Annotated in this window: 24 protein-coding genes; 15 read left to right on the top strand and 9 right to left on the bottom strand. The window is 49.4% G+C overall.

Annotated elements, in window-relative coordinates; genetic code table 11:
* Positions 1–780 precede the first annotated feature (780 nt).
* Both KG631_RS19210 and KG631_RS08865 read left to right on the top strand, forming a co-directional pair.
* Positions 781–1,059: a tetratricopeptide repeat protein gene (locus KG631_RS19210; RefSeq protein WP_213998589.1), complete on the top strand. Its 279-nt coding sequence runs from the start codon at positions 781–783 to the stop codon at positions 1,057–1,059.
* Between the two features lie 49 nt (positions 1,060–1,108).
* The gene (locus tag KG631_RS08865) at positions 1,109–2,125 is read left to right on the top strand and encodes a toll/interleukin-1 receptor domain-containing protein (protein ID WP_213998587.1); all 1,017 of its coding nucleotides are present in this window, start codon (positions 1,109–1,111) and stop codon (positions 2,123–2,125) included.
* A 300-nt stretch (positions 2,126–2,425) separates the two neighbouring features.
* Here KG631_RS08865 and KG631_RS08860 read toward each other — a convergent pair whose 3' ends face one another.
* Positions 2,426–3,253 carry a MipA/OmpV family protein gene (locus KG631_RS08860; RefSeq protein WP_213998585.1) on the bottom strand — a complete coding sequence of 276 codons (828 nt, stop codon included), beginning with the start codon at positions 3,251–3,253 and terminating at the stop codon, positions 2,426–2,428.
* A gap of 413 nt (positions 3,254–3,666) precedes the next feature.
* Here KG631_RS08860 and KG631_RS08855 point away from each other — a divergent pair, with 413 nt between their 5' ends.
* From KG631_RS08855 to KG631_RS08820, 8 genes are all read left to right on the top strand, one after another.
* Positions 3,667–4,806, top strand: a complete 1,140-nt coding sequence (locus tag KG631_RS08855) for a trypsin-like serine protease (protein ID WP_213998579.1) — start codon at positions 3,667–3,669, stop codon at positions 4,804–4,806.
* Positions 4,807–5,079: 273 nt separating this feature from the next.
* The gene (locus KG631_RS08850) at positions 5,080–6,222 is read left to right on the top strand and encodes a PQQ-dependent sugar dehydrogenase (RefSeq protein ID WP_213998572.1); all 1,143 of its coding nucleotides are present in this window, start codon (positions 5,080–5,082) and stop codon (positions 6,220–6,222) included.
* 100 nt (positions 6,223–6,322) lie between these two features.
* The gene (locus KG631_RS08845) at positions 6,323–7,003 is read left to right on the top strand and encodes an SDR family oxidoreductase (RefSeq protein WP_213998565.1); all 681 of its coding nucleotides are present in this window, start codon (positions 6,323–6,325) and stop codon (positions 7,001–7,003) included.
* A 142-nt stretch (positions 7,004–7,145) separates the two neighbouring features.
* Entirely contained in the window at positions 7,146–7,655 is a 510-nt protein-coding gene (locus tag KG631_RS08840; RefSeq protein WP_213998558.1) for a hypothetical protein, read from the top strand.
* 150 nt (positions 7,656–7,805) lie between these two features.
* Positions 7,806–8,432: a DUF2799 domain-containing protein gene (locus KG631_RS08835; protein WP_213998551.1), complete on the top strand. Its 627-nt coding sequence runs from the start codon at positions 7,806–7,808 to the stop codon at positions 8,430–8,432.
* A 17-nt stretch (positions 8,433–8,449) separates the two neighbouring features.
* On the top strand, positions 8,450–8,668 hold the full coding sequence (locus KG631_RS08830; protein WP_046552533.1) for a DUF4177 domain-containing protein: 219 nt from the start codon (positions 8,450–8,452) through the stop codon (positions 8,666–8,668).
* A 1-nt stretch (position 8,669) separates the two neighbouring features.
* A complete protein-coding gene (gene yidD, locus KG631_RS08825) occupies positions 8,670–8,939 on the top strand; it encodes a membrane protein insertion efficiency factor YidD (protein WP_213998542.1) in 270 nt (89 codons plus the stop codon).
* Positions 8,917–9,291 carry a TM2 domain-containing protein gene (locus KG631_RS08820; RefSeq protein WP_213998539.1) on the top strand — a complete coding sequence of 125 codons (375 nt, stop codon included), beginning with the start codon at positions 8,917–8,919 and terminating at the stop codon, positions 9,289–9,291. Before yidD ends, KG631_RS08820 begins: the two co-directional genes overlap by 23 nt.
* A 9-nt stretch (positions 9,292–9,300) precedes the next feature.
* Here the strand turns inward: KG631_RS08820 and KG631_RS08815 are convergent, their stop codons facing one another.
* Positions 9,301–9,966: a hypothetical protein gene (locus KG631_RS08815; protein WP_213998533.1), complete on the bottom strand. Its 666-nt coding sequence runs from the start codon at positions 9,964–9,966 to the stop codon at positions 9,301–9,303.
* 176 nt (positions 9,967–10,142) lie between these two features.
* Positions 10,143–10,691 (bottom strand): histidine phosphatase family protein, encoded by a 549-nt coding sequence (locus tag KG631_RS08810; RefSeq protein WP_213998527.1) that lies wholly within the window; start codon positions 10,689–10,691, stop codon positions 10,143–10,145.
* A gap of 225 nt (positions 10,692–10,916) precedes the next feature.
* Between KG631_RS08810 and KG631_RS08805 the strand changes: the two genes are divergently transcribed.
* Both KG631_RS08805 and KG631_RS08800 read left to right on the top strand, forming a co-directional pair.
* Positions 10,917–11,423 (top strand): hypothetical protein, encoded by a 507-nt coding sequence (locus tag KG631_RS08805; RefSeq protein ID WP_213998521.1) that lies wholly within the window; start codon positions 10,917–10,919, stop codon positions 11,421–11,423.
* The gene (locus tag KG631_RS08800; protein ID WP_213998514.1) at positions 11,420–11,851 is read left to right on the top strand and encodes a hypothetical protein; all 432 of its coding nucleotides are present in this window, start codon (positions 11,420–11,422) and stop codon (positions 11,849–11,851) included. The genes KG631_RS08805 and KG631_RS08800 overlap by 4 nt, the downstream gene beginning before the upstream one ends.
* Positions 11,852–11,884: 33 nt before the next feature.
* Here the strand turns inward: KG631_RS08800 and KG631_RS08795 are convergent, their stop codons facing one another.
* From KG631_RS08795 to KG631_RS08780, 4 genes are all read right to left on the bottom strand, one after another.
* Positions 11,885–12,739 carry a PA4780 family RIO1-like protein kinase gene (locus KG631_RS08795; protein ID WP_213998506.1) on the bottom strand — a complete coding sequence of 285 codons (855 nt, stop codon included), beginning with the start codon at positions 12,737–12,739 and terminating at the stop codon, positions 11,885–11,887.
* 80 nt (positions 12,740–12,819) lie between these two features.
* A complete protein-coding gene (locus KG631_RS08790; protein ID WP_213998502.1) occupies positions 12,820–13,218 on the bottom strand; it encodes an MAPEG family protein in 399 nt (132 codons plus the stop codon).
* A gap of 79 nt (positions 13,219–13,297) precedes the next feature.
* Positions 13,298–13,804: a hypothetical protein gene (locus KG631_RS08785; RefSeq protein ID WP_213998494.1), complete on the bottom strand. Its 507-nt coding sequence runs from the start codon at positions 13,802–13,804 to the stop codon at positions 13,298–13,300.
* Positions 13,805–13,828: 24 nt separating this feature from the next.
* Positions 13,829–16,231: a winged helix-turn-helix domain-containing protein gene (locus KG631_RS08780; RefSeq protein WP_213998486.1), complete on the bottom strand. Its 2,403-nt coding sequence runs from the start codon at positions 16,229–16,231 to the stop codon at positions 13,829–13,831.
* Positions 16,232–16,432: 201 nt separating this feature from the next.
* Between KG631_RS08780 and KG631_RS08775 the strand changes: the two genes are divergently transcribed.
* Positions 16,433–17,479 (top strand): hypothetical protein, encoded by a 1,047-nt coding sequence (locus KG631_RS08775; protein ID WP_213998480.1) that lies wholly within the window; start codon positions 16,433–16,435, stop codon positions 17,477–17,479.
* 4 nt (positions 17,480–17,483) lie between these two features.
* Here KG631_RS08775 and KG631_RS08770 read toward each other — a convergent pair whose 3' ends face one another.
* A complete protein-coding gene (locus KG631_RS08770) occupies positions 17,484–17,948 on the bottom strand; it encodes a MarR family transcriptional regulator (RefSeq protein ID WP_213998473.1) in 465 nt (154 codons plus the stop codon).
* A gap of 142 nt (positions 17,949–18,090) precedes the next feature.
* Between KG631_RS08770 and KG631_RS08765 the strand changes: the two genes are divergently transcribed.
* On the top strand, positions 18,091–18,507 hold the full coding sequence (locus KG631_RS08765; protein WP_213998465.1) for an organic hydroperoxide resistance protein: 417 nt from the start codon (positions 18,091–18,093) through the stop codon (positions 18,505–18,507).
* Between the two features lie 99 nt (positions 18,508–18,606).
* On the opposite strand, the gene KG631_RS08760 is transcribed toward KG631_RS08765, so the two are convergent.
* Positions 18,607–20,544, bottom strand: a complete 1,938-nt coding sequence (locus KG631_RS08760) for a PHB depolymerase family esterase (RefSeq protein ID WP_365868601.1) — start codon at positions 20,542–20,544, stop codon at positions 18,607–18,609.
* A gap of 232 nt (positions 20,545–20,776) precedes the next feature.
* Here KG631_RS08760 and rlmF point away from each other — a divergent pair, with 232 nt between their 5' ends.
* A complete protein-coding gene (rlmF, locus tag KG631_RS08755) occupies positions 20,777–21,664 on the top strand; it encodes a 23S rRNA (adenine(1618)-N(6))-methyltransferase RlmF (protein ID WP_213998459.1) in 888 nt (295 codons plus the stop codon).
* Positions 21,665–21,678 lie beyond the last annotated feature (14 nt).

Here is a 21,678-nt window from a genome sequence, read left to right as displayed (position 1 = left end):
ACCTAGCTGACGCATTATCGGCGCAAGGTGATTTAGCAGGCGCGCGCTTCTTACAAGAGACTGTGTTAGAAGCGTTTGAGCGCATGCACTTGGCTTTGAGCATCCATATACGCTTACCTGTAAAGCCAATAGCAAGCACCTTAGAACCAAGGCGATTTAGTCAACGCGAGTCCTACAGGAGGTTACACTAGAAACCTTTGACCGGAGATGGGTACACATCCAAGTACCCTGACCATAAAAACAACTTGGCTAACATAATGCTGGAGCAAGGCGGCACACGGAGCCCGTGCTTTACAAGAATCATGTTGGAAGTACGAGCACACAATGGGCGCAGAACACCCTGCCACCCTAACTAGCAAAAAACAGTTTGGCTAACCTGTGAAACTCGGCGATTTAGAGGGCGCCGCATATTACATGAAGCAGTGCTTGATGCGCGCGAACGCATACTGGGCGCCATGCATCCAGCAACCCTGAGCGAGTAAAACAATCTGGCCAACGCTTATTGCAACTTGGCAATTTATTAGGCGCTCGTGCGTTGCTGGAGGCCGAGCTGGAAAGCTTACAGACGCTTGCTCGGCGCGGAGCACCCGAAATACAAACGGTAAAAACAATCTTGCTTGTACCTTGTTGCAAATCGGCATTTAGCGGGCGCTCGTATGTTACGGGAATTCGTGCTGGAAACGAGAGGAGCGAACTCTCGGCGCTGAGCATGCAGATACCCTAAATAGCAAAAATAATCTAGCCATCACCTTATGGCAACTGAGCGATTAGCCGGTTCTCGTGCGTGGAAGAGCTATACTGGAAACGCAGCTAACGCTAGGTGCTGAGCATCTGGCTACGTTGACCTGCATTCATAATCTGGCGCTTACTATACAACAACAAGGCAGATTACCACAGGCTTTACAGTTATTAGAACAAGTGTATCAGGGCAGAATAAATCAGTTGGGGAGCAAGCATGCAGATACTATTGGCTCTGGCCAGGCGCTGTTAGACTTGATGCTGGAAATGGACTTAAAAAAGAAGCTGAGGCTCTTGCGACGGAGCTGCGCAATGTCGTGAAAGCCGAAACAGGGAAGCACCTGACCACAATTAAATCAGGTGGAAATCAATGGCTGAATATCTGGCACGTGTTAGTTGGGACAGCATACAGCGATATAAACTACTACAACGCAGTAGTGACTCGCCGTCACCGAGCCGATTGTCGCTGACCGGTCAATATGGCTCGGGTCAACCAATACTGGCTAAGTTGCGTTTTGGCGATGGGCTTTGGCTGTTTACCGCCCCAGAATTTGGTAATGGCAACCAACGACGCACCTTGCCGCCTTCTGTGCTGGGGCGTATTTCCATCACACATCAACGCTTTCCGAAGACGGGTGCTGTTCAGCTTGCGGCAGGCACCCCGCCACAGGCTCAGCCGCTTGCGGATATCACAGTAAACGCCATGACCACGGACTACAATTACTGGTGCGGGGGGGACGTCGGATTAGCGCTGCCAATTCATAATGCTTATGCTGTATTTAAAAACCTGACTTTTACCGGCACGCGCAACCACACTATTGCATCGTGCGTACGATGCCAGCAAGCTGCAGTACCGGCAACCGGACCTTATGGTCACCTGATGCAGCACTTTCAATCTATCCGCCGCTTGTCGGCAGAAAGTGCCACGCAGCTTATGCAATTGCAGAACATGGTTGCATGCCGCCGAACGGTTTTTCTTAGCCACCGCCATTGTGAAGCCAGCAACTTAGTCAGCGAAGTCGCCACTACACTGCAGAAAAAAGATGCCTTGTGTTGGTGGGATGTGCAAGTAATGCCACAATCTCGTTGGTATGATGACAAGATATTGGTACCCATGCTGAAGGATGGTATCCGACAGGCGGCGTTGTTTATTGCTTTTATAACCCCCGGATACCTTGAACCCGGGTGGGCAAAGGAAGAATTTGACGAAGCGCTTCGTGCTAATGGCCCGATAATAGTACAAGTATTATTAGGCGGTACTATACACCAGCAACAACATATTCATGAGTTGGGAAATATACAACAGACGATAGATGTGGGGGCTGATGCTAGTAGCATCGCAGATTCCATTTTACAGCGTTTGGACGTTCTCAACCCTGACCTGTAATCAATTGGAATTAAGCATGCCGGGGTTAGCTTCTTTTTGACTAAACCACCATTCAGTTAACCATCTTTAATATCTGACCATTATCCGTAGCCCTCTGCCCTCTCATGAAAAAAATCCTTATAACTGCAATTAGCGTGTTAGCAATGCTGTATCGCTTTTAGCAATTGTTATCGACCCGCAGCTTTCTCTTGTTTGATGATTAACTAAAGGTCAGATCCACTTGTTAATTGATATCAGCCTACATTTAAAAAGTACAGTTACAGGCGGCGTATCGCGTTACCTGCCGCCGGGTTAGGTGCTCTAGAATACGTAAAGAAATCCGAGTCCTATTTCTGCTTCATAGTTGTTGCGTGCTATTGGGCTGTCTGCAATGTCGCTACTGTATCGCTCGTAGAGTGCCTCGCCGAAGATCCGCCAGTTATCGTTAATATAATGTCGATAATTGTAATGAACCCCAATTGAGCGGAACCCTCCACTCAGCTTGGTTTGCTCCAGCCCTGAGGCAGCTGCCTGCGCTGCGTCTATGCCAAACTCTGTATTAGCAAGTTCGCTATCGTGAAAGACCGCTACGACAGATAGTTCAGAACCGGAGCCGTCGATCTGCTCGCCGAAGCGGCGACCCACCCCAAAAATACCAAGGTTGCCGTTTTCACCAGCTACCAAGCGACCATCCAGCCAATAACGCCAATCAGCACTAAAAGCCCGGCGCGCTTGCAGTGCGAATTCGAGACCCTCTTCTGTGGTGCCGAGCCCGTCCAACCGGCCGTCATCGGAATCACTTTCTTCGCGCCCCTCTTCGAAGCCAACGATGGCCTCAAATAGCCAGGTATCAGCACGTAGTCCACGCCAGCCCAGTGCCTCACCGGCAAAGAAGAAAATATCATCACCTGTGCGCCATTGTACGGCACCTGCAGGCTGGACTTCGAAACCGAACTCATCTGACCCTTCATAGGCAGACTCGTATTCAACCCCCAGACCCAGCCCAAAACTCCAGCCATCTTCACCCCTGGTGAAATCGTCTAGCGACGGTAACGGCACTAATGCTGCTTGCTCTTCCTGTGCTATTGCTGTTTGCAGGCAGAGAGCATGGATGCACAATGCCAACAGTAAAGCTGTAACCTTTTTCATTTAAATTCCTCTAGCTGCATTGGTATAAAGTGACGTTTCAGAGCATGCCAATATTACTTAACGCTTTTGTGAGTAGATCACATCCCATCATTTTATATTCCAGACTCGATTCAAACTGACTGCCAAGGGTCAAATTCACTGGTCAACTGCTATCTGCCGGCAGTTACTGGCGGCGTAATATCTTACCCGCCGCTGTACACCCAAACACCTCACTGATTGTGTCAGTTTTCTTTACATAACTTTAGATTATTCTTTATTAGAAACCACAAGCCCATGATTTCGAGCTAATTTCTATTATGGCATGACGCTTGCTGATGATTTTTCAAGTGAACTGTCTGACAAAGCCTAATTCTCTCAAAATAATAAAACGTTTCTTAACACCCAATAACAATACACCATAAGGGATCATAATCATGTACATGAGAAAAATAGTGTCTACAGCGGCACTTGTCATTAGTATCAGTGCGGCGTTTGCTTCACACGCAAGCTTAATTACCAGCGGCGGCAATGAAACGTTAAGCTGGACTGCCCGCAGTTTGTTAACTGGTGCGGCACCCGGCGGTACTGCCTCTCCGGCAGCAGGCCTGGCAGGTAACGCTATTTATCACCCTACTTATCCTGCTTACAGCGGCGTGGTAGGCATGTTGATGGATTCCGGCAGTGGTCTTTCTGTTTGTACTGGCACCTTACTCAGTGATCGCAGGTCAATTCTGACTGCAGCGCACTGTGTATCCAGTGGCGCAGGTACTGCCAACCCTGTGTCGACCACAGTCTCTTTTCAGCCACCAGCCGGCCTTGCGCCCGATGAACGGATATATTTTAGTGCTAACCCAGACGTGGTGAGCATTGAAGTAAGCGACTACTTTGTTCATGAAGATTATACCGGTGAGGTTATTGATCAAAACGACATTGCTGTACTACGTCTGGCTGAAGAAGCACCGGCGTGGGCAATTTCACATGATATCTATACCGGCAGCGGCCTGACAGGGCTGGATTTTAACGTTGCTGGCTACGGCAACATGGGCACCGGCAACGGCGCTTTCATCGGTACTACCGGCTACTTGCGTGAAGGCGATAATATGTATGACTTCGCCTGGGGAAATGCGCTGTTTGGTGATTTCTTTACCGACGGTTTCTTTGGTACTGCCGACGTTACTTACTCTTTTGTATCGGATTTTGATAATGGCTTAGCAGGCAATAATGCTTCCAGCTTACTTGCTGGCGTATTTGGTGTAGCTGATTTGTTTAACGATTTAGGCCGTGGTGACCGTGAAGTGGGCGTTGCCGGTGGTGACTCTGGCGGCCCTAATTTTATTGATGGCTTAATATCCGGCATTAACAGTTACGGCTTAAGCTTTGGTGCTGGCTTTGGCGATTTTACTTCTGGCCTGAATTCCAGCTTTGGCGAACTCAGCGGCTACGTACCTACATACATTCATGCAGACTTTATCGGCTCTGCTTTGGTCCAGGTATCAGAACCTGGCATCCTGATCTTAATGAGCTTAGGCTTGTTTTCGATTGGCGCCTCTGCCCGTCGTCGCAAAGCCAAGTAGCCACACAACGATCTGAAAATGAGGGCAAGGAATAAACCGCTGTCGCGGCAGATGACTTGCCCCACCCTCGTGTATATTTCTGAGTGTAGTTATCGCTTTGTATACATGGCTATGTTGCTCTTCTTTATGTTGCCCTTACTCATATTGCCCTAATTTTGGGGAAACACCATCGCTTAGCTACATTACATAATCAGAACGCGCTGTTGAAAAGCAGTTTGCGAGGGCTTTGCTATACTGACTGCTGAATTATTAATCACAGGCAGGAGATACGTTATGAGCCGGCAGCTATTCGCGCCATTTCTGATTTTACTTATCACGTTTTTTGCATCGGCACAGGAAGAATTGCCGTTCAAGGTTGAGCAGATCAGTCAATTTGATGAGCCATGGTCGATGGCCTTCCTGCCAGATGGGCGAATGCTAGTCACCGAGAAGAAAGGCCGGCTGACTATTGTCAGCCAGCAGGGAGAGAAATCTTCGCCGGTAGGCGGACTGCCGAACGTGGATTACGGCGGCCAGGGCGGTCTGGGCGATGTGGCGTTGCATCCGGACTTTGCCGACAACAAGCTCATCTACATCAGCTACGCTGAAGCCGGTGAGGGTGGCGTGCGCGGTGCCGCCGTGGCCCGCGGCACTCTGGTTGAAGGAGAGCGTAGCGCTAAGCTGGAGAACCTGCAGGTGATCTGGCGCCAGTATCCCAAGGTGCTGGGCTATGGTCATTACGGCCACCGCCTGCTGTTCGATAACGACGGTTATCTGTGGATTTCCTCGGGTGACCGCCAGAAATTCACCCCGGCTCAGGACATGCAGTCATCGATGGGCAAGATACTGCGCTTGCATGACGATGGCTCGGTACCCAAAGATAACCCCTTTGTGAATTACCGCGATAAAGACGCTTTTGTTGACAACGAGGCCATTTACGCCCAAATCTGGTCGCTTGGCCACCGCAACCCGCTGGGTATGGCATTCGATCTGGATGGCCAGTTGTGGGTGATCGAGATGGGCCCTGCTGGTGGCGATGAGCTTAACCTGATAAAGCGCGGCGTCAATTATGGCTACCCGGAAGTATCTAATGGTAAACACTATGACGGCCGGGACATTCCCGACCATGACACCCGGCCGGAGTTTACGGCACCGGCAATCACCTGGACCCCGGTAATATCCCCGGCCGATATTATCGTTTACCGTGGCGAGCGCTTTGCAGACTGGCAGGGTGATGCCCTAGCGGCAGGCCTTTCTTCTCAGGGCATAGTTCGCATTACGTTCGATGGCGAAAGTGCGACAGAGACAGCGCGTTATGACATGGGCGCCCGGGTTCGCAAAATTACCGAGGGCCCGGATGGCGCTATCTGGGTACTTGAGGATGAGCGCGGGAACAGCAAGGGCCGCCTGCTGAAATTAACGCCGGACTCTGATTAACCGCTAATCACTTGTTGCAATTCGCAAGATCAATAACACCAGCCGGCATTCGCTCTAGCATGGGCGAATAGCCAGCATGGGTAAACTGAGGAGTGACAACATGGGCAGTCAGAAAATAGTACTGATCACCGGTGCCTCAAGTGGCATTGGCGCTGCCACGGTGGATAAGGTGGTTGCCGCCGGCCATAAAGCGGTTATTACTGCCAGAAGCGCCGATAAACTGAATAAAATTGCCGAGCGCTGGGGCAGCGATAAAGTGTTGGCAGTCACAGCAGACGTGTCTAAACTGCAGGAAGTTGAAAATGTGGTGGCCAAAGCCAAAGAGAAATTTGGCCGAATCGACGTGGTATTCGCCAATGCCGGTACCGGTGTTGATACGCCAGGTATTGCAACTGGCGACCCGGATGAATGGCAGACCATGCTGGATGTTAATATCAACGCATTGCTGTATACCGCCAAAGCCAGCCTGGCGGCCTTAAAAGAAACCCAGGGCCATTTTATTATTACCAGCTCCATTGCCGGAAAAATAACCTTAAAAGGCTCGGTGTATGGTGCCTCAAAGTGGTTTGCCTACGGGTTTGGCCAGAATTTAGCTGCTGAAATGGCTGAATGGAACGGCCGCTGCACCACTATATGCCCTGGCATGGTTAATACGCCATTTTTTGATGAAGCCAAACCGGACAAACTAGACCCAAGTGACATTGCCGATGCCGTGCTGTTTGCGATATCGGCCAACCCAAGATGCGATGTCCGGGAAATTACCCTGATGCCAACCAAATAGCCGGGCTGAGCTTGCCAGGTCGCTTCGGTATAACACTAGACGGAGGGGCACTTTGCAGCTGATGTAGCGCCACCGTTTTTTCTGGTTAAGTTGTACTACTATCTTAGGTGGTGAATTTAACAAAGCAGAAAAGGAGCCGGAAATGGCTGATTTGTTGTCAATTGCCAATTTGCTTGCAGTTATTGCAGCTATTGGCACAGCATGGCTGGGCATTATCACTTACCGCCGGCAAAAGGAAATTGATCTTGAATATCATAAAGAACAGCTGGAACGCGAAGCTGTTACTGAGTATTTGGCTTCGCTGGATACGTTAATAAATCATGCGGCTTATTGCGAGGGGAGCGGCACACATGATCAAGCCGATAAGATACTGTTGTGCAAAAAGAATATTAATAAAATATATATCTATGCGCCAGCTGAAGTCGTTGCGGCTATGGATACCTTACTGACGGAAGCCACAGAGCTGGCCAGTGTTATTTCCAAGATCCCAAATGCTGAAATTTATGATTCGGACAAAGTAGTACTATACGATACCGAGCGAACTAAAACTCAGAATGCCTACTTAGCGGCCGTTAACGTAGCCAGACAACATGTTGGCCTACATAAACAACCGGTTGGCGCTGTCCAGCTACTGTTGCTTGGCAAGAAATGATTAATGTTATTGTCACTTGCCAATAGCCAAAGATAGCGTGTACCTTATCGTAATGCTGCTTCTTGTAATGCTAATTCTAGCGTTGATAACAACGCTGGCTCTGAGTGTACACTAAAGCAGCGAAAGCAAAATAATAATAACGAGACAGGTATGACACACAAACTATGGCTGGCTTTGCTGGCATCAGTAGCGTTGCATGGCTGCGCCACTATGGACAAATCGCAATGCCTGACTGCCGACTGGCGGACCATTGGCTTTGAAGACGGCGCCAAAGGCAAGCCGGAAACTGAGATCAGCACCTACCGCCAGGACTGTGCAGACCATGGCGTAACACCTGATCTGAATGCCTATCGTCTGGGGCATCGCCAGGGTTCTGAGAATTTTTGTACCCAACGCAATGGCTTTGAGGTTGGTAGGCGCGGGGGCAGCTACCAAGGCAGCTGTACAACTGATCTGGCAGAGCCCTTTCTAAGCGGATATCGCGACGGTCAGGAGCTCTATGACTTACAGCAAGCGGTTGCGAATGCCCGTACCAGTATCGACCGTCAGCACCAGCAGATTAAAAAAACAGAAAAAATGATAAACAGCAAAACCGACTTATTAGTTGAAGATGGTCTGGTAAAAGATGAGCGCATTCAATTATTAACTGAAATTGAACTGCTGAAAACCGAACTTATGGACCTGTATGACCAGCTACCAGTGTTGCAACAGAACTTGCGACAGGCAGAGAGAGCATATCAACAGGCAGAGCAGCGTTTTCTGCCATATCAAAAATAATAATAAGGAATAGCAATATGGCTACTGCGTTTAAAGAATACAAAATGATTTATATCGCCGAGGGCGGTTGCGGCACTGTTTTCCTTGGTGCATCGGGTTTGCCGTTAAAAAAGGTTGAGGCAGAACTGAATGCCCAGGCAGCACAGGGCTGGCAGGTAGTATTCCAGTTAATTGAGCAAAAACGGTTCTGGTTGTTCTGGACCCGCGAAGCCATGGTCGTCACGTTGGGCCGCTGAGATGCAACGTCTGCTGTTATGGCTTATTCGTCGCTACCGTAAAAGCGGTGGCGGTATGCGCTGGTTTGGTATCGACTGCAATTATCAACCCAGCTGCTCAGCCTACACTTACACGGCTATTAAACGTTTTGGTTCACGCAAAGGCGTTGCCATGGGTTGGCAACGTATTAAGCGTTGCAGCCGGCATGACAGCTTTTGTAAATGTTTAGAGCCGGTGCCAGTAGCGGAGCACTACGGAGCATGTGACGATGCTAAATCAACAACAGGTTGATGCGGAAGAAGAACGGTTACGCGAGCAGGTTGCCGCCCTGCCCGATGAACAACGCAAAGTGTTTTATCAGCAACTTAAGCCGCTACTACGCGACCCCGATACCTACGCCACCTTAAACTGGTGTTTTTTAGCCGGTTTGCACCACTTTTATCTGGGCCTGTGGGGCCGCGGCCTGGTTAATTTGCTGATATTTATTGTTGGCGCGACACTGTTGTTCACGCCAATGATTCTGGTCGGCATTGCCATGCTGGTGCTTATTACGGTAGTAGAGCTGTGGGCACTGTTTCGTGCCCAGATTATTATTCAGCACTGGAATAATCAGCTGATTCGCCGCCTGTTGCAACGCAACTGACTGGCAAGCTTAAAAGCGCTCCACCACTTTAGCCTGCATATCCGGGTTGGCAAAATCCAGCTCTACCGGCTGCTCCAGAATAATCCGGCCTTCAACTACCGCATCGGCCGCAATATGCAAACTGGGCTTGTCGTTATTACTCCAGCCAAAAAACGACTTTTTCTTACCGGGCTTTTTAAATATTACATCGCCTTTAACCACGGTATTACCGGCCAGCTGAATATCACCATTTACCGTAGTGATATCCTGTGCCAGCTGCGCATTGTTTAGGGTTATATCACCATTTACCGTACTGACATCGCCACTGACAACCGCGTTGTCACCCAGGCTGATTTCACCATTGACTGTGCTAAGGCTGTCGTTGACGGTCAAGTTGCGGCCTGCCTCAATCGCTCCATTCACCGTTTCCGCGCTATCAAGTGACACGTCATCACGAATATCAATACTGCCATTGACCAGTGACACGACCTTTGCACTGCTGTTGCTGGCCATTTGCACACTGCCATTAACCAGTGACACATTGCCATAGTGCTCACCACTACCCACAACGGCACTGCCCATTACTTTATCGATATTGCCATAAGGGCCATTGGCTGCCGCGCTGCTAAATACCCCACTAAACATCACCGCAGCAGCAATTAAAGTGGCAACAGTAGCAAATTGAACGAATTTCATTTTCTTATCCTTGTTTGTTGTTAAGCTTTCCTCTTCTTTGCAAGGGTTTTGCCAAAATTAAAGCCTTGAAAAATATCAACTTTACTTGGTTGGTATTTTGTCGGATAGCATAATTTCGCCACAATTTAGCGAAATAGACTATCGAATAAACGAAGGGTACTGCTATTAAGATGCTGTCAGGGGGTTATTTTGGCCAGTACAGTCGCGGGTGCAGTTAGTGGCAGTGCCACTATGGCAGCTTCGCCGGATGCCGGGAAATAGCCAGTCAGCGCGGTAAAATTAACCTGATGGCTAACCAATACAGTTGGCTCTGGCAGTTCAGCCACAGCAAACCGCTGCAACAGCGCCCGGGTTTGCTGCTGACGATCACCACGGCCAGCAAAAAAGGAATTAAGTGCTGGCAACGGTTGCACCTGAGCCACCGCCATTAATTCAGCGGTTTCCAGACAGCGACACCACTGACTGCTGTACAGCGCAATCTTGCCATTATATTGCTGACGTAATAATTTCCCCCAAGCTGCAGCCTGAGCCCGGCCTTGAGCATTTAAGTTGCGCTGGGTGGCGCAATCAGCCAGCTTAAAATGTGCCGGGTCACCGGTACCCGGCGCTAAAGCATGGCGCATGATTAACACCGCCTTACCCTCACGCCAGGCCGCCCAGGCCGCTTCATCAGCTGATAACGGGCCTGCGCAAAGCAAACAAAGTAGTAAAAAGAAACGGTTCATTGGCATCGTTTAGCAAAGAATATATGACAGATTATACGGCCGACAGCAGCATTGGGTTTAGATTCAGACTTCAGGCAAAAGATCACCTGAAACAAGAAATGCAAAATCGCACTTGAATTAAGATGGTGCACACTATATTTTATTACCTGATGCTTACTTTTAGTTTAATTTATTGCTACTTAATAAGTTGCCAGTAGCATCCTTTTTTCAAAGGGAAGATAAAACATGCCCCAAGTTCCAACTGATATCGACACTAACCTGAACCAACACATCAGCCATCTATGCCCTTTCAGTATCGGCAGCAATAATAGTCAGAATCACTGTGCCCATTTTGTTTCTCATGTAATGGGGTACGAGTTCCCGGGCCCAACGTGCAAGAACTTTACCTGGGATGATAAGCAAAAAGCTGAAGCCGGAGCCACTATCCGGGTTGATGATATTTTCAAACGCTCAAAGGAAACAGGACTGCTCGAGGATAAAAACGCTGCACTGACAGAATGCTTAATTTTCGTTACTCTGGCATCGAATGTCAGAATGGCCGATGGCGCGTTAGTAATGGGTAATCATCCCCGCAAACATATTGGTATTTTGTCGCATGGTAAGGTTTGGAATTACAGCAATACTGGCAACAAAGTGGTCGCTGACAATCTGGAGGCCTTTAAAACTAAATTCACCAACGCTTACAAGACAACCGGCACTACAGTTGAATTTTATTTCGGTAAATTTATATGAAAAATTCAGGGTTAATTTGCATAGCGCTACTTACCGGTTCTGCCTGTGCAGCCCAAGCAGATAAAGTTCCACCTTCTGCAGAACAGGTATGGCAACTTTTTTTGCAGAATATGACATTGCCTCTCAGTGCTGAACCCAATTGTCAGCAAGTTTCGGCGACTAAGCCAACTGAACGTATGACACTTGGCCAGCATTTCGCTACTAACTTGTCGGTTAGTTTTGCTACAGAACACAATGTTAGTTTTTCATCGTCCTGTGAAGCATCAAAAATGGAGCTTGGCGATGGCCAGCTGCAACCGGTATGGGATTGTAAAATAGAAATTCTGGAGCAGGATGCGCAGGGTGAGTTTATTTCCAGCTCGATGACAGCATTTTATCTGGACATGGACGCGACAGCATTGCTACCTGGTTCGCTGCGCTGTTTTTAAGAGATTGAGAAACTAACATACTTTGAACACGTGTTAGTCTTCCTGATCCGACGCCGCCCTGGCGCGGCGTTCTTCCACTTCGGCAAAGGCGGCTTTAATTTGCTCCATTACGGCATCAACGTCAGCGGCGGTTTCATCGGCGATAAACTCGCCGGATAGTTGTACATCGGGGTGTAATTCACCGGCTTCATATAACGCCCAGATTTCACCGGCATAATTGGTTTGCAGTAATTGGGGGGCATATTGGCCGTAATAATCGCGCATATTGTTAATATCGCGCTCCAGCATCCATTTAGCATTGTTATTTGCCGCGGCATCAACTACCTGCGGTAAATCGATAATGACCGGGCCGTAGTCATCTACCAGCACGTTAAACTCGGACAAATCACCGTGAATTAGGCCCTCGCACAGCATCATTACCACGTACTGCATCATAGTAGCATGATCGGCCAGAGCAATATCTTCGGCCATCGCGACATCACCTAACCGCGGCGCCACCATGCCTTCATCGTCGCAAACAAGCTCCATCAGCAGCACGCCATCGTAGCAGCCATAGGGCTGTGGCACCCGCACGCCGGCTTTAGCCAGTTTAAACAGCGCATCGACTTCAGCGTTCTGCCAGCTTTGTTCCTGCTGGGCACGACCGAACTTTGAACCTTTTTCCATAGCCCGGGTGCGACGACTGTTTCTGCCTTTGCGACCTTCCTGATATAACACAGCTTGTTTAAAGCTGCGTTTGTCGGCTTCTTTATATACTTTGGCGCAGCGAATATCCTCACCACAACGGACGATATACACCGCAGCTTCTTTACCACTCATCAGTGGCCGGATAACTTCATCCACCAGACCTTCGTCGACCAGCGGCTGAATACGTTTCGGTATTTTCATAGCGCCCTTATACCCTAGTTAACATCGCCAGGGAATATCACGACGGCGCAAATTAAATAAAAAAATAGCTTACCTCACTACTATAACAACCAGCCCGATCTCAGGGCATACAACACTATACAGGCAAATGCGGCGGCAAGAATAACCAACATACTGAGAATCATGCCAAATACCCTGAATTTCAATGGCTCCTGCTGCTGGCTCACCCCAAAAGCATGGGATAAACGGCCGACAACCAGGGCAATCCCTAAAATATGCAGATATAGCGGTGCTAAGCCGCTGTACTCGGCCAGAAACATTAACAGTAAAGCAAATGGCACATATTCGGCAAAATTAGCATGCACTCGTATTGACCGCTCCAGCAACACCTGACCATCACTGCCTATCGCTACTTTGTACTGATTGCGTTTGGCAATCACCCGAAAACTTAACACAATAAACAGTATCGCCAGCAAGCCGGCGTAAAAAGCGGTGGTCATTATGCGATATCCTTATAATGCAGCAGGCACAATGCCTTACTAATGTTTAGCAGTATAACTGCTATCAGCTAACTCGCGGTCAGTTTAAAAAGTTTCGGATCACTATCCTCGGATCATAGTCGTTCAGACAACTAGACACCTTAACTTCGTAGTCATAGTAGTCCTTTGCACTTTTGTCTATTTTACAGCTTATGATGCCCCCGGCCTTTGCTTTTAATTTACAGTCGCTCTTAAATGGATTGGCGTATCCAGTAAAAATAATACTGAAATCCGGTAGTTCTGGCGACACACCAGCGGAATGCACAACCGAGGGCGAAGATACAACTTGCCAACTAATGTTTTTGCCTCGGGCTGCACAAGCGCAGTCTCTTGAACGACCACAACCGGCCCGAATGGTTTCCCCCGGATCACGACAATTGTCATCAACCGGTGGCCGCACTTCTTCAACACAACCATTTGTTGCCAGTTGAATAATCAGAGCCTGGTCTTTCCCTTGCCGGGCGACCACCTCTTCTGTCTCATTTTCTGCCGGCAGCCCGGCACAACCTACAGTCAGTATCAGTACTAATCCTATTGCTGCTTTCATTTCCTGCTCCTTGGTTTTTGGATGTTAGTGGTACTGCTTGTTTGCCGGAATTTTTGGGTCGGCGGCAACCAGGGCCGCCGAGTATCCACCCGCTAAGGCCTTTGCGACTAACTCGGCCCCGGCAACTGGCTTGTCGCAGTTGAAACTGGCAATAGCCAAATCATAATAAATGTAAAAATCATCGATGGGGTTGCTGCTCAGTTGCTCTAAGTCTTGCTGTGCTTGCTCACATAGCGCCAGCTCAGATTGAATCCGGATTATTTGTGAACGTAGAGCCTTGGCATCCTGATTTACGGAAAGGTTGGCCTGCGCCTGTTGCAGCGCCTGCCGATAATAGGTTTGCGCTTCCGGCTCGCGGCCTGGCTGCGCATCCAGGCTATCGGCCAGATTGGCCAGAATGGTGTAATCGTTCTGACTGGTTTGCAGTGCAGCAAGATACATCTGCTCTGCCTGACTAAACTCACCGTTGAAATAATACGCGGTACCGAGATTGGAATACGCCAGCGCCAGAGGTGAGTTCGCCACGACTTTTTGCCAGGCGGCAATGGCAGCCGCAAAGTTGTTATTGAAAAAGTAGCTGGCACCTAGGCTATTCTGGATATCGACACTGTCTGGCTGAATTAACGCTGCCCGCTCAAATTGCCTGCTCGCTTCACTAAACTGGCCACTGTTGTATAAAAAGCGCCCATAGTTGCTGTAGTGTTGCCAGTACCCCGGCTCAAGCCGGATAGCCCGGGTAAACAGCTGTCCGGCCTCTACCGGTAAATTTAAGTCAGCCAGCGAAATTGCTTTACCAGTTATAGCGTCAGGCAATGCAGGATTGAGCTGCAAGGCCAGATCATATTGCGTCATCGCCAGAGCGAACTCGCCGCGGGTACGATATAAATCACCCAGCACACTGTAAACTGGTGCCTGATTGACAGGAAAACTCGCGGCATGTTCACAGGCCTGTCTGGCCAATTCAAACTCGGCAAGGCTGCGATTCATCGCATATTTTTCTAAATGCAGTTTACATAAACCGGCTGAAGCCAATGCAAATTTTGGATCATGCTCAAGTGCCTGTAAAAACAAACGCTCGGCATTTTCTAAACTTTTCATATCAGCAAATTGTTTCAGCAGCTTGTTGGCGCGCAAGTAAGCGTCGTATGCCTGAAAATTAGTAGTCAGGCTATAGTCGGTAGCGTCTAATTGTTTGTTTTGCATCAGTAGGCCAAAAGCGCTGGCCAATTGACGATATAACTCTTGCTGTAATTGCGGTAACTGTTGACGGGTGGCCGCCATCCTGCCTGACCACTGCCTGACCCCGCTTTCAAGCTGAATAACGACGACTTCCAACTGCAGGTCCTGATCAGTAGCTTTCAGCTTGCCCTCGACGACATACAGCGCACCTAATCGCTCGCTGATCAGCTTATGATCAGCATCTTCAGGCAAGCCTTGCATAGCCCTGGCAGATATAACGGGGAATGCATTTAGCTGAGTAAGTGAATAAAGGAGCTCGTCACGCAGCCCCTCAATTAAATACGCATCCACATTATCCTGCGAAGCATTGTCCGGCCTAAAGGGCATTACCGCTACAGCATTTTCTAACGCAGGCACGGCAATTACGGCGTCAGCTGCACTGAGCGGCATTGCCTCCAGCTCAAGAGCCCTCTTCAAAGAAAGCCCAAGCAAGCTAACTACAACAAATGACAATAGCAAAAAGCCAATATCAATCTTCAACTGATAGCGCCAGAACTGCTGAGCGCGCGGATGAGCGGAGGCCGTCAGCCTGGCGCGTTGTGTTTTCAGATCCTTTAGCCAGGTGTAAAACAGGATTAACGGAAATAACACGACGATGGTCAACAACGTCATCTTCATACCCCGGGTGGTAATATGCAGTAACGGAAACGTAATGGCCATCACCTGAATGAACAACCACACTGACACCAGGCAAGCGATAGTAACGCGGAACAGCCGGCTACCTTTCACTAACGCATACCACCAGGACCATCTGGCGCCTGCGGCCACTGCCTGCTGAATCGCCGGCTCACTGATAAGCTGAGCCTGCTTACTGACTGGCTGAATTAACCGGTAACCACGACGGATCAGCGTTTGAATATAAATTGGGCATGCTTTATGGTCTCCCATTGCCTGGCGCAATTCACTGACCAGATGCGACAAAATATCTTTGTTGCTTTGCGCACTACCGGTAATGGCCTCCAGTAACACAGCCTGGCTAACCAATTGCTGTGCATGTGCCGCCAGCACCAAAAGCAGCTCCATCGCATTGGCGGAAATATGTCGACGTTCGCCAGCAACAACTATGCATCCGTCATCGGGCAATACCTGAATATCACCAAGGTAAAAACCGGCGTGAAGGGCATTTTTTTGTTGCAAGTCTGATACTACCGGTTCATGGCCTGCGCTGAAAAACTCACTGTCGTTCATGCTACCTTTGCACCGTTAAGTACAATATCTAAACCAGAAATATTAAAAAATACTCTTAGAGGTCGCTAAAGTATGACCAACAACAGATAAATATCCAGCAATCTGCCCCACCGCTAATTAACTTTACTGTTGGCCCCCGTTCAGGGTAACCTCCTGGTAACAATTACAATAAAAACACAACTAAAATACCAAGGAGCAGGCATGGCCGTCTTAAAAACCTTAGCCCGCGGTACCGTTAAACTTTTGTTAGGTTTATTGCTGCTATTAACCGGCTTTTATCTGCTATTGCTGGCGATAAACTGGCAGGATGCCAAGCCCAATGCTGCCAGTTTGCGCATGCAAAGCCTGCTGCAACAGCCTGCTATACCTGCAGAGCAAAATGGTTATCAGCATTTCCTTGCCAACAATGCCAGCAATGGGCTAATGCTAACCGGGCCACTACAAGAACTTTATCGCCAGTGTAATGATGCACAAGCTTGTAATGACGCGCTGAACTCCCAAGCTAATTTAGCTGAGCTGATTGCAGAGCAGCATCAGCTAATGACGTTTTATCAGCAGTTATTACAATACCCACATTGGCAGGAACCGCCACCAACGCTAGATAACATGCCTGCCTATCAAGGGCTATTGCATGGCCAGCGTTTATTTCTATGGCAAGCCTGGCTAGAGGCTAAGAACGGCAACAATGAGCAGGTTAACGCCGCCCTGCAAGCAGATTACCAGTTTTGGAAAACCGTATTGGCTAACACGAATAGTCTGATCACAAAAATGATCAGCTTTTCAGCTATAGAGCGTCATTTTATTTTTGTTCCTGAGATTGTGAATCAACTATCTGCAGAGCAGCGCCAGACTGGCGTGCCGGCTGCTTGGGCTGATGCATTCAGCGAAAAAGAATTAAGTCTGGAGCAGGCAATGGCTGGCGAGTGGCATTATGGGGCAGATATATCGGCCACTATGCGAGACACTGCGCCATCTGACTTTGGTAGTGACGTTAACCCTATAGAGACTATTTTTTATTTGTCAGTTCAACCATTAATGCTATTGGAGGACACTAAAAACATTCATGCCACTAAGCTGCTGCAGCAGGATGAGAATAACCTACCAGTTACCTACCCCTGGTACAGCTGGCTACGGAATCCGGTTGGTAAGTCGCTTATGGCAACAGGTACAGTACCCTATAAAGACTACCAGCAACGACTGCTAAAACTGGAACAGCTTAGGATCAAAGCCCTGCAGCAAGTTGGCTAAACGGCTAGAGCTTATCAACTATTGCCAGGGTACAACTTGCCGCTGCGCTAACTTGCTGTTGTAATTGCTGGGCCAGTTGCCGTAACTGAACCAGCTGCTGATCATCCATCGCCACCTGGCAGCGCAGCGCCTGCATTACGCCACTGACTTTTTGCTGTAATGCTCTGCCCTCTCCTGTTAGCACCACCTGCTTTACCCTCTCGTCATTTTCACTGGCTACCCGCTGCAACAATTTTTTTTGCTCCAGCTTTTTGACTAGCGGCGTTAAGGTGCCAGAATCAAAAAAAGTGACCCGGCCAAGAGCGCCTAAACTGATATTGTCTTGCTGCCAAAGTGCCAGCAATACCACGTACTGTGGGTAGGTTAAATCAAAGGGCTGCAACAATGGCCGGTATAACCGCACCACAGCATTGGACACACTATACAGGGCAAAACATAATTGTTGATCCAGCGGCAAAGTATTGGTCATTACAGAATCCGGTCGGGCAGTATTTTGCTATGCAGTATAGCGACATCCACATATGCAGTACACAATTAACTTGCACGCAAGATTATTGCATGCTAATTTATTCTGAGTTGTTAATCAGTCAACATTAACCAAGGAGTAAACCATGGATATTCTTTATAAAGCAGTTGTTACCTCAACCGGTGGCCGTGATGGCGAAGCGAAATCTGATGATGGCTTATTAGCAGTAAAATTGTCGGCGCCAAAACAGCTTGGTGGCAATGGTGGTGCGACTAACCCTGAGCAGCTGTTTGCGGCTGGCTACTCCGCCTGCTTTATTGGCGCCTTAAAAGCGGTAGCCGGCAAAAGCAAAACCAGCCTGCCTGATAACCTTAGCCTGACTGCGGAAGTGGGTATTGGTAAAATTGAAGGCGGTTTTGGCCTGGATGTGGATTTACATATTAGCTTGCCTGGCATGGACCAGGCCGCGGCTGACAAGCTGGTAGAACAGGCGCATCAGGTATGCCCTTACTCAAATGCGACCCGTGGTAACGTGGATGTCCGCTTACATATCAATGTGTAACACCGTAAGCAGATAAAACGTTGCTGTAGAATAAAGCGCAGGCCGAAGCCCGCGCTTTTTTTATTGCTGATTAGCCTTTACTAACTAGTATGGACAAACCTAGTCTGGACAGGCACCTACTTGCCAGAAACTGCTGTCAGCAGACGACAAGGTGGTAACTCCCCAGGTAGAACCAGCCATCGCCGCATTACTGCCATTAGCAAAGTAATCTGGCGCGTACGGGTTACCAGTACTGTAAGCCCGGCCCGCGACTTTATGGCTGTAGTTGTTGGTGGTAAAGGCGATACAATCTTCTGGCGGCGGCGCTGGCGGGTTACCGTCATCACCAGCATCGTCGCCTGGGCCGGCCGCGCTGCAATTTTGGGCCGGGCCAAAACAACTGGCGTCGTCATCCTGCCAGCGACACTGATTGTCGGTAATCAATTGCTCACGCAGCACAAAGCTGGCAGTACTGTATTCAAGGTAGCAATTGGCATAGTTGGTGTAATCCAGCCGGCCGGCACTAATGTGTTGATCCAGCGTAGCGTTCTGCCCAGCATCAATGGTAAAACTGAGTTGTTCTGCGCTAAATAAACCACCCTGATCGGTCGCAGTAATTAACGCCGTTTGCTCACCACCAGGCAGCGTACACTGCGCTGCACTGAATAAATCAGCGCTGATATCGGCAGCAACAGTGGCGTTGCTAAATTCCACCGTTACCGTTTCAAGGTCACGATTTAAGTCAAAAACCCGGCCACTTATTGTCGCACACTGGCCATCCACCGCCACTGCCAGCTCAGACAACTCTGGCGCAGTTGCCGGCGGCGGCGGGCCAATTAACAGCTGCTCGGTGTATATGCTGCTAACCAGGCCACCACTATCGGTGGCGGTTACGCTAAGCTGATACCAGTCATCAGCCAGCACCCGGCTGCTCAGGCTGAAGTTCCCTGTTGGCGCCGGGGTAACACTTGCCAGCTGCTGCTGACCCACACTATCAGTAAAACTGGCGGTAACAGTGATAGCATCACCGTCGACATCGCTGGCATTGCCGGTCACGGTTACCACACTTCCTTGCTGGCTAACATTGATGCCGCTCAGTTCAGGTGGACTATTCCGGTTAACCCGTTGGTTATTATCCTGAAAATACTGCCCCAGATACACTGCATAATTAATACTATTGCCATTAATGTAAGAGCCGCTGGCGGCCTGCCCGCCGGACCAGGCATGGTCAACATTGTTAAACCAAAGCATCGACACCCGGCCATTCTGCCATAATGTTTCATCCGCAGTGCGGCTGCTGCCTTCACTAATCAGATTTTCACCACTAAGCTGGCTGACATTATATAAATCGGCCATGCCATTGGCATTTTGCTCGTTGTAGCACAGGTTTACCGTGGTATCGGTGCGGCCATGGGCAATAGAGGCTATCTGGGTCTCAAAGTGGCTGGCATAGCTACCGGCATATTGGGCACAGCGCGCGGCGACATTCGCCGTTTCACAGGGGCCAATAGCGCCACTGGAGCTGGTGCCAATACTGGGCCCGGCGCTGACAGCCATGCCGGCAAACACATCGGGTGCCAGGCAGGCAGTGGTATTGGCAAAGGCGGCACCGGACGATAAACCGGCAATATAGACCTGATTAGGGTCTATCTGATAATTAACATCGGCCACCAGAGTGTTTGCCAGGGTGATCAGGTTTTTATAGTCACCGGCGCTGCGGGCTTTAGTGCCCTGCCAGTAAGACCAGCAACCAAAGCCCGCTTTGTTCATTGCATCCGGCACTGCGATTACCAGACCATACTGCTCGGCCGCCTGGGTTAAATTGGCACCAAGATAAGCGTCGATTGACTGGGTGCAACCGTGCAACACCACCAGCAAACCACGACCCTGACCAATGGCCGAGACACTGTCCGGCGTATATAAATGGACTTTATTAAAACCACCGACACTGACATTTTGCTGCCAGTTACCGGCCATTGCCGGCTGGCTTAGTAAGCCAGCAGCAAAGAGCACGCCTGCCAGCAAGATGCCGGCCCGGCTGAAAGCTTGAGTTTTCACGTCTGTTGTTCCTTATCATTTTTTTAGTTTCAGTGAACACCGCAGCGACGCTACTTCTCCCTGTTTCGACCTCTGACTCCCCGTAGCAAGCTGGGGTGCCCATCAACTATAGAAGCCAGTATCCAATAACGACTTAGTACTTTAGTGCTGCAAAGTACCCGCACTCAACACCGACTCGTCAGCAAAGCCGGAATAACGTAAACTGCCGGCAAAGTTAGTTACCGTAACCACTATGAGCAAACAAGCCCAACTACACCCCCGCAACCCGCATCAGGGCCGTTATGACTTAGCGACGCTAAGCAAGGGCTACCCGCCGTTGCTGGCACATCTGACGGTAAGCCCGGCTGGTGAGCAAACCATTAATTTCAGTGAACCGGCGGCGGTACAGGCGTTAAATGCTGCGCTGCTGCAGCATTACTATCAGATTAACCACTGGCAGCTGCCGCCCGGTTATTTATGCCCACCCATTCCGGGGCGGGCCGACTACATTCACTATGCTGCAGATTTACTGGCAGGGCCCGCTGGCGTGCCAACCGGTAAGCACATTGCCTTGCTGGATATTGGCTGTGGTGCCAACCTGATATACCCTATTATCGCCAGCCGCAGTTATCGCTGGCGCTGCGTCGGCACCGATATTGATAAATTAGCGTTAAAAGCTGCACAGCTGATTATTGAGAGCAACTCAACGTTAAAAGGTCAGATAAGTCTGCGCCACCAGCCAGATAACAACAGTATATTGCGTGGCATTATTAAGCCCGGCGATGCCTTTGCGTTGACGGTTTGCAATCCGCCATTTTATGGCTCAGCGGCCGAAGCCGCGGCCGCTAATCAGCGCAAACGAACCAACCTGCAGTTGGCTGCAACATCGCAACAGCGCAACTTTGCCGGCCAACAGCATGAGCTATGGTGCCCGGGTGGTGAATTGGCGTTTATCAAGCAACTAATTAATGACAGCGTTGAGTTTAGAGAGCAGGTGGACTGGTTCAGTAGTCTGGTATCACAACAAAAACACCTGAAAGCTCTGGTTAATGCCGCTCGTCAGGCTGGCGCGGTTGAAATTAAACACATTACTATGCAACAGGGCCAAAAAAGCAGCCAATTGCTGGCCTGGCGCTTTTAGCGCTGTTAAGCAGT

The organism is Arsukibacterium sp. (assembly GCF_018402695.1).
Taxonomy (GTDB): Bacteria; Pseudomonadota; Gammaproteobacteria; order Enterobacterales; family Alteromonadaceae; genus Alishewanella.
Note: the sequence above shows the minus strand (reverse complement) of the source record. Positions and strands in the feature narration are given on the sequence as shown.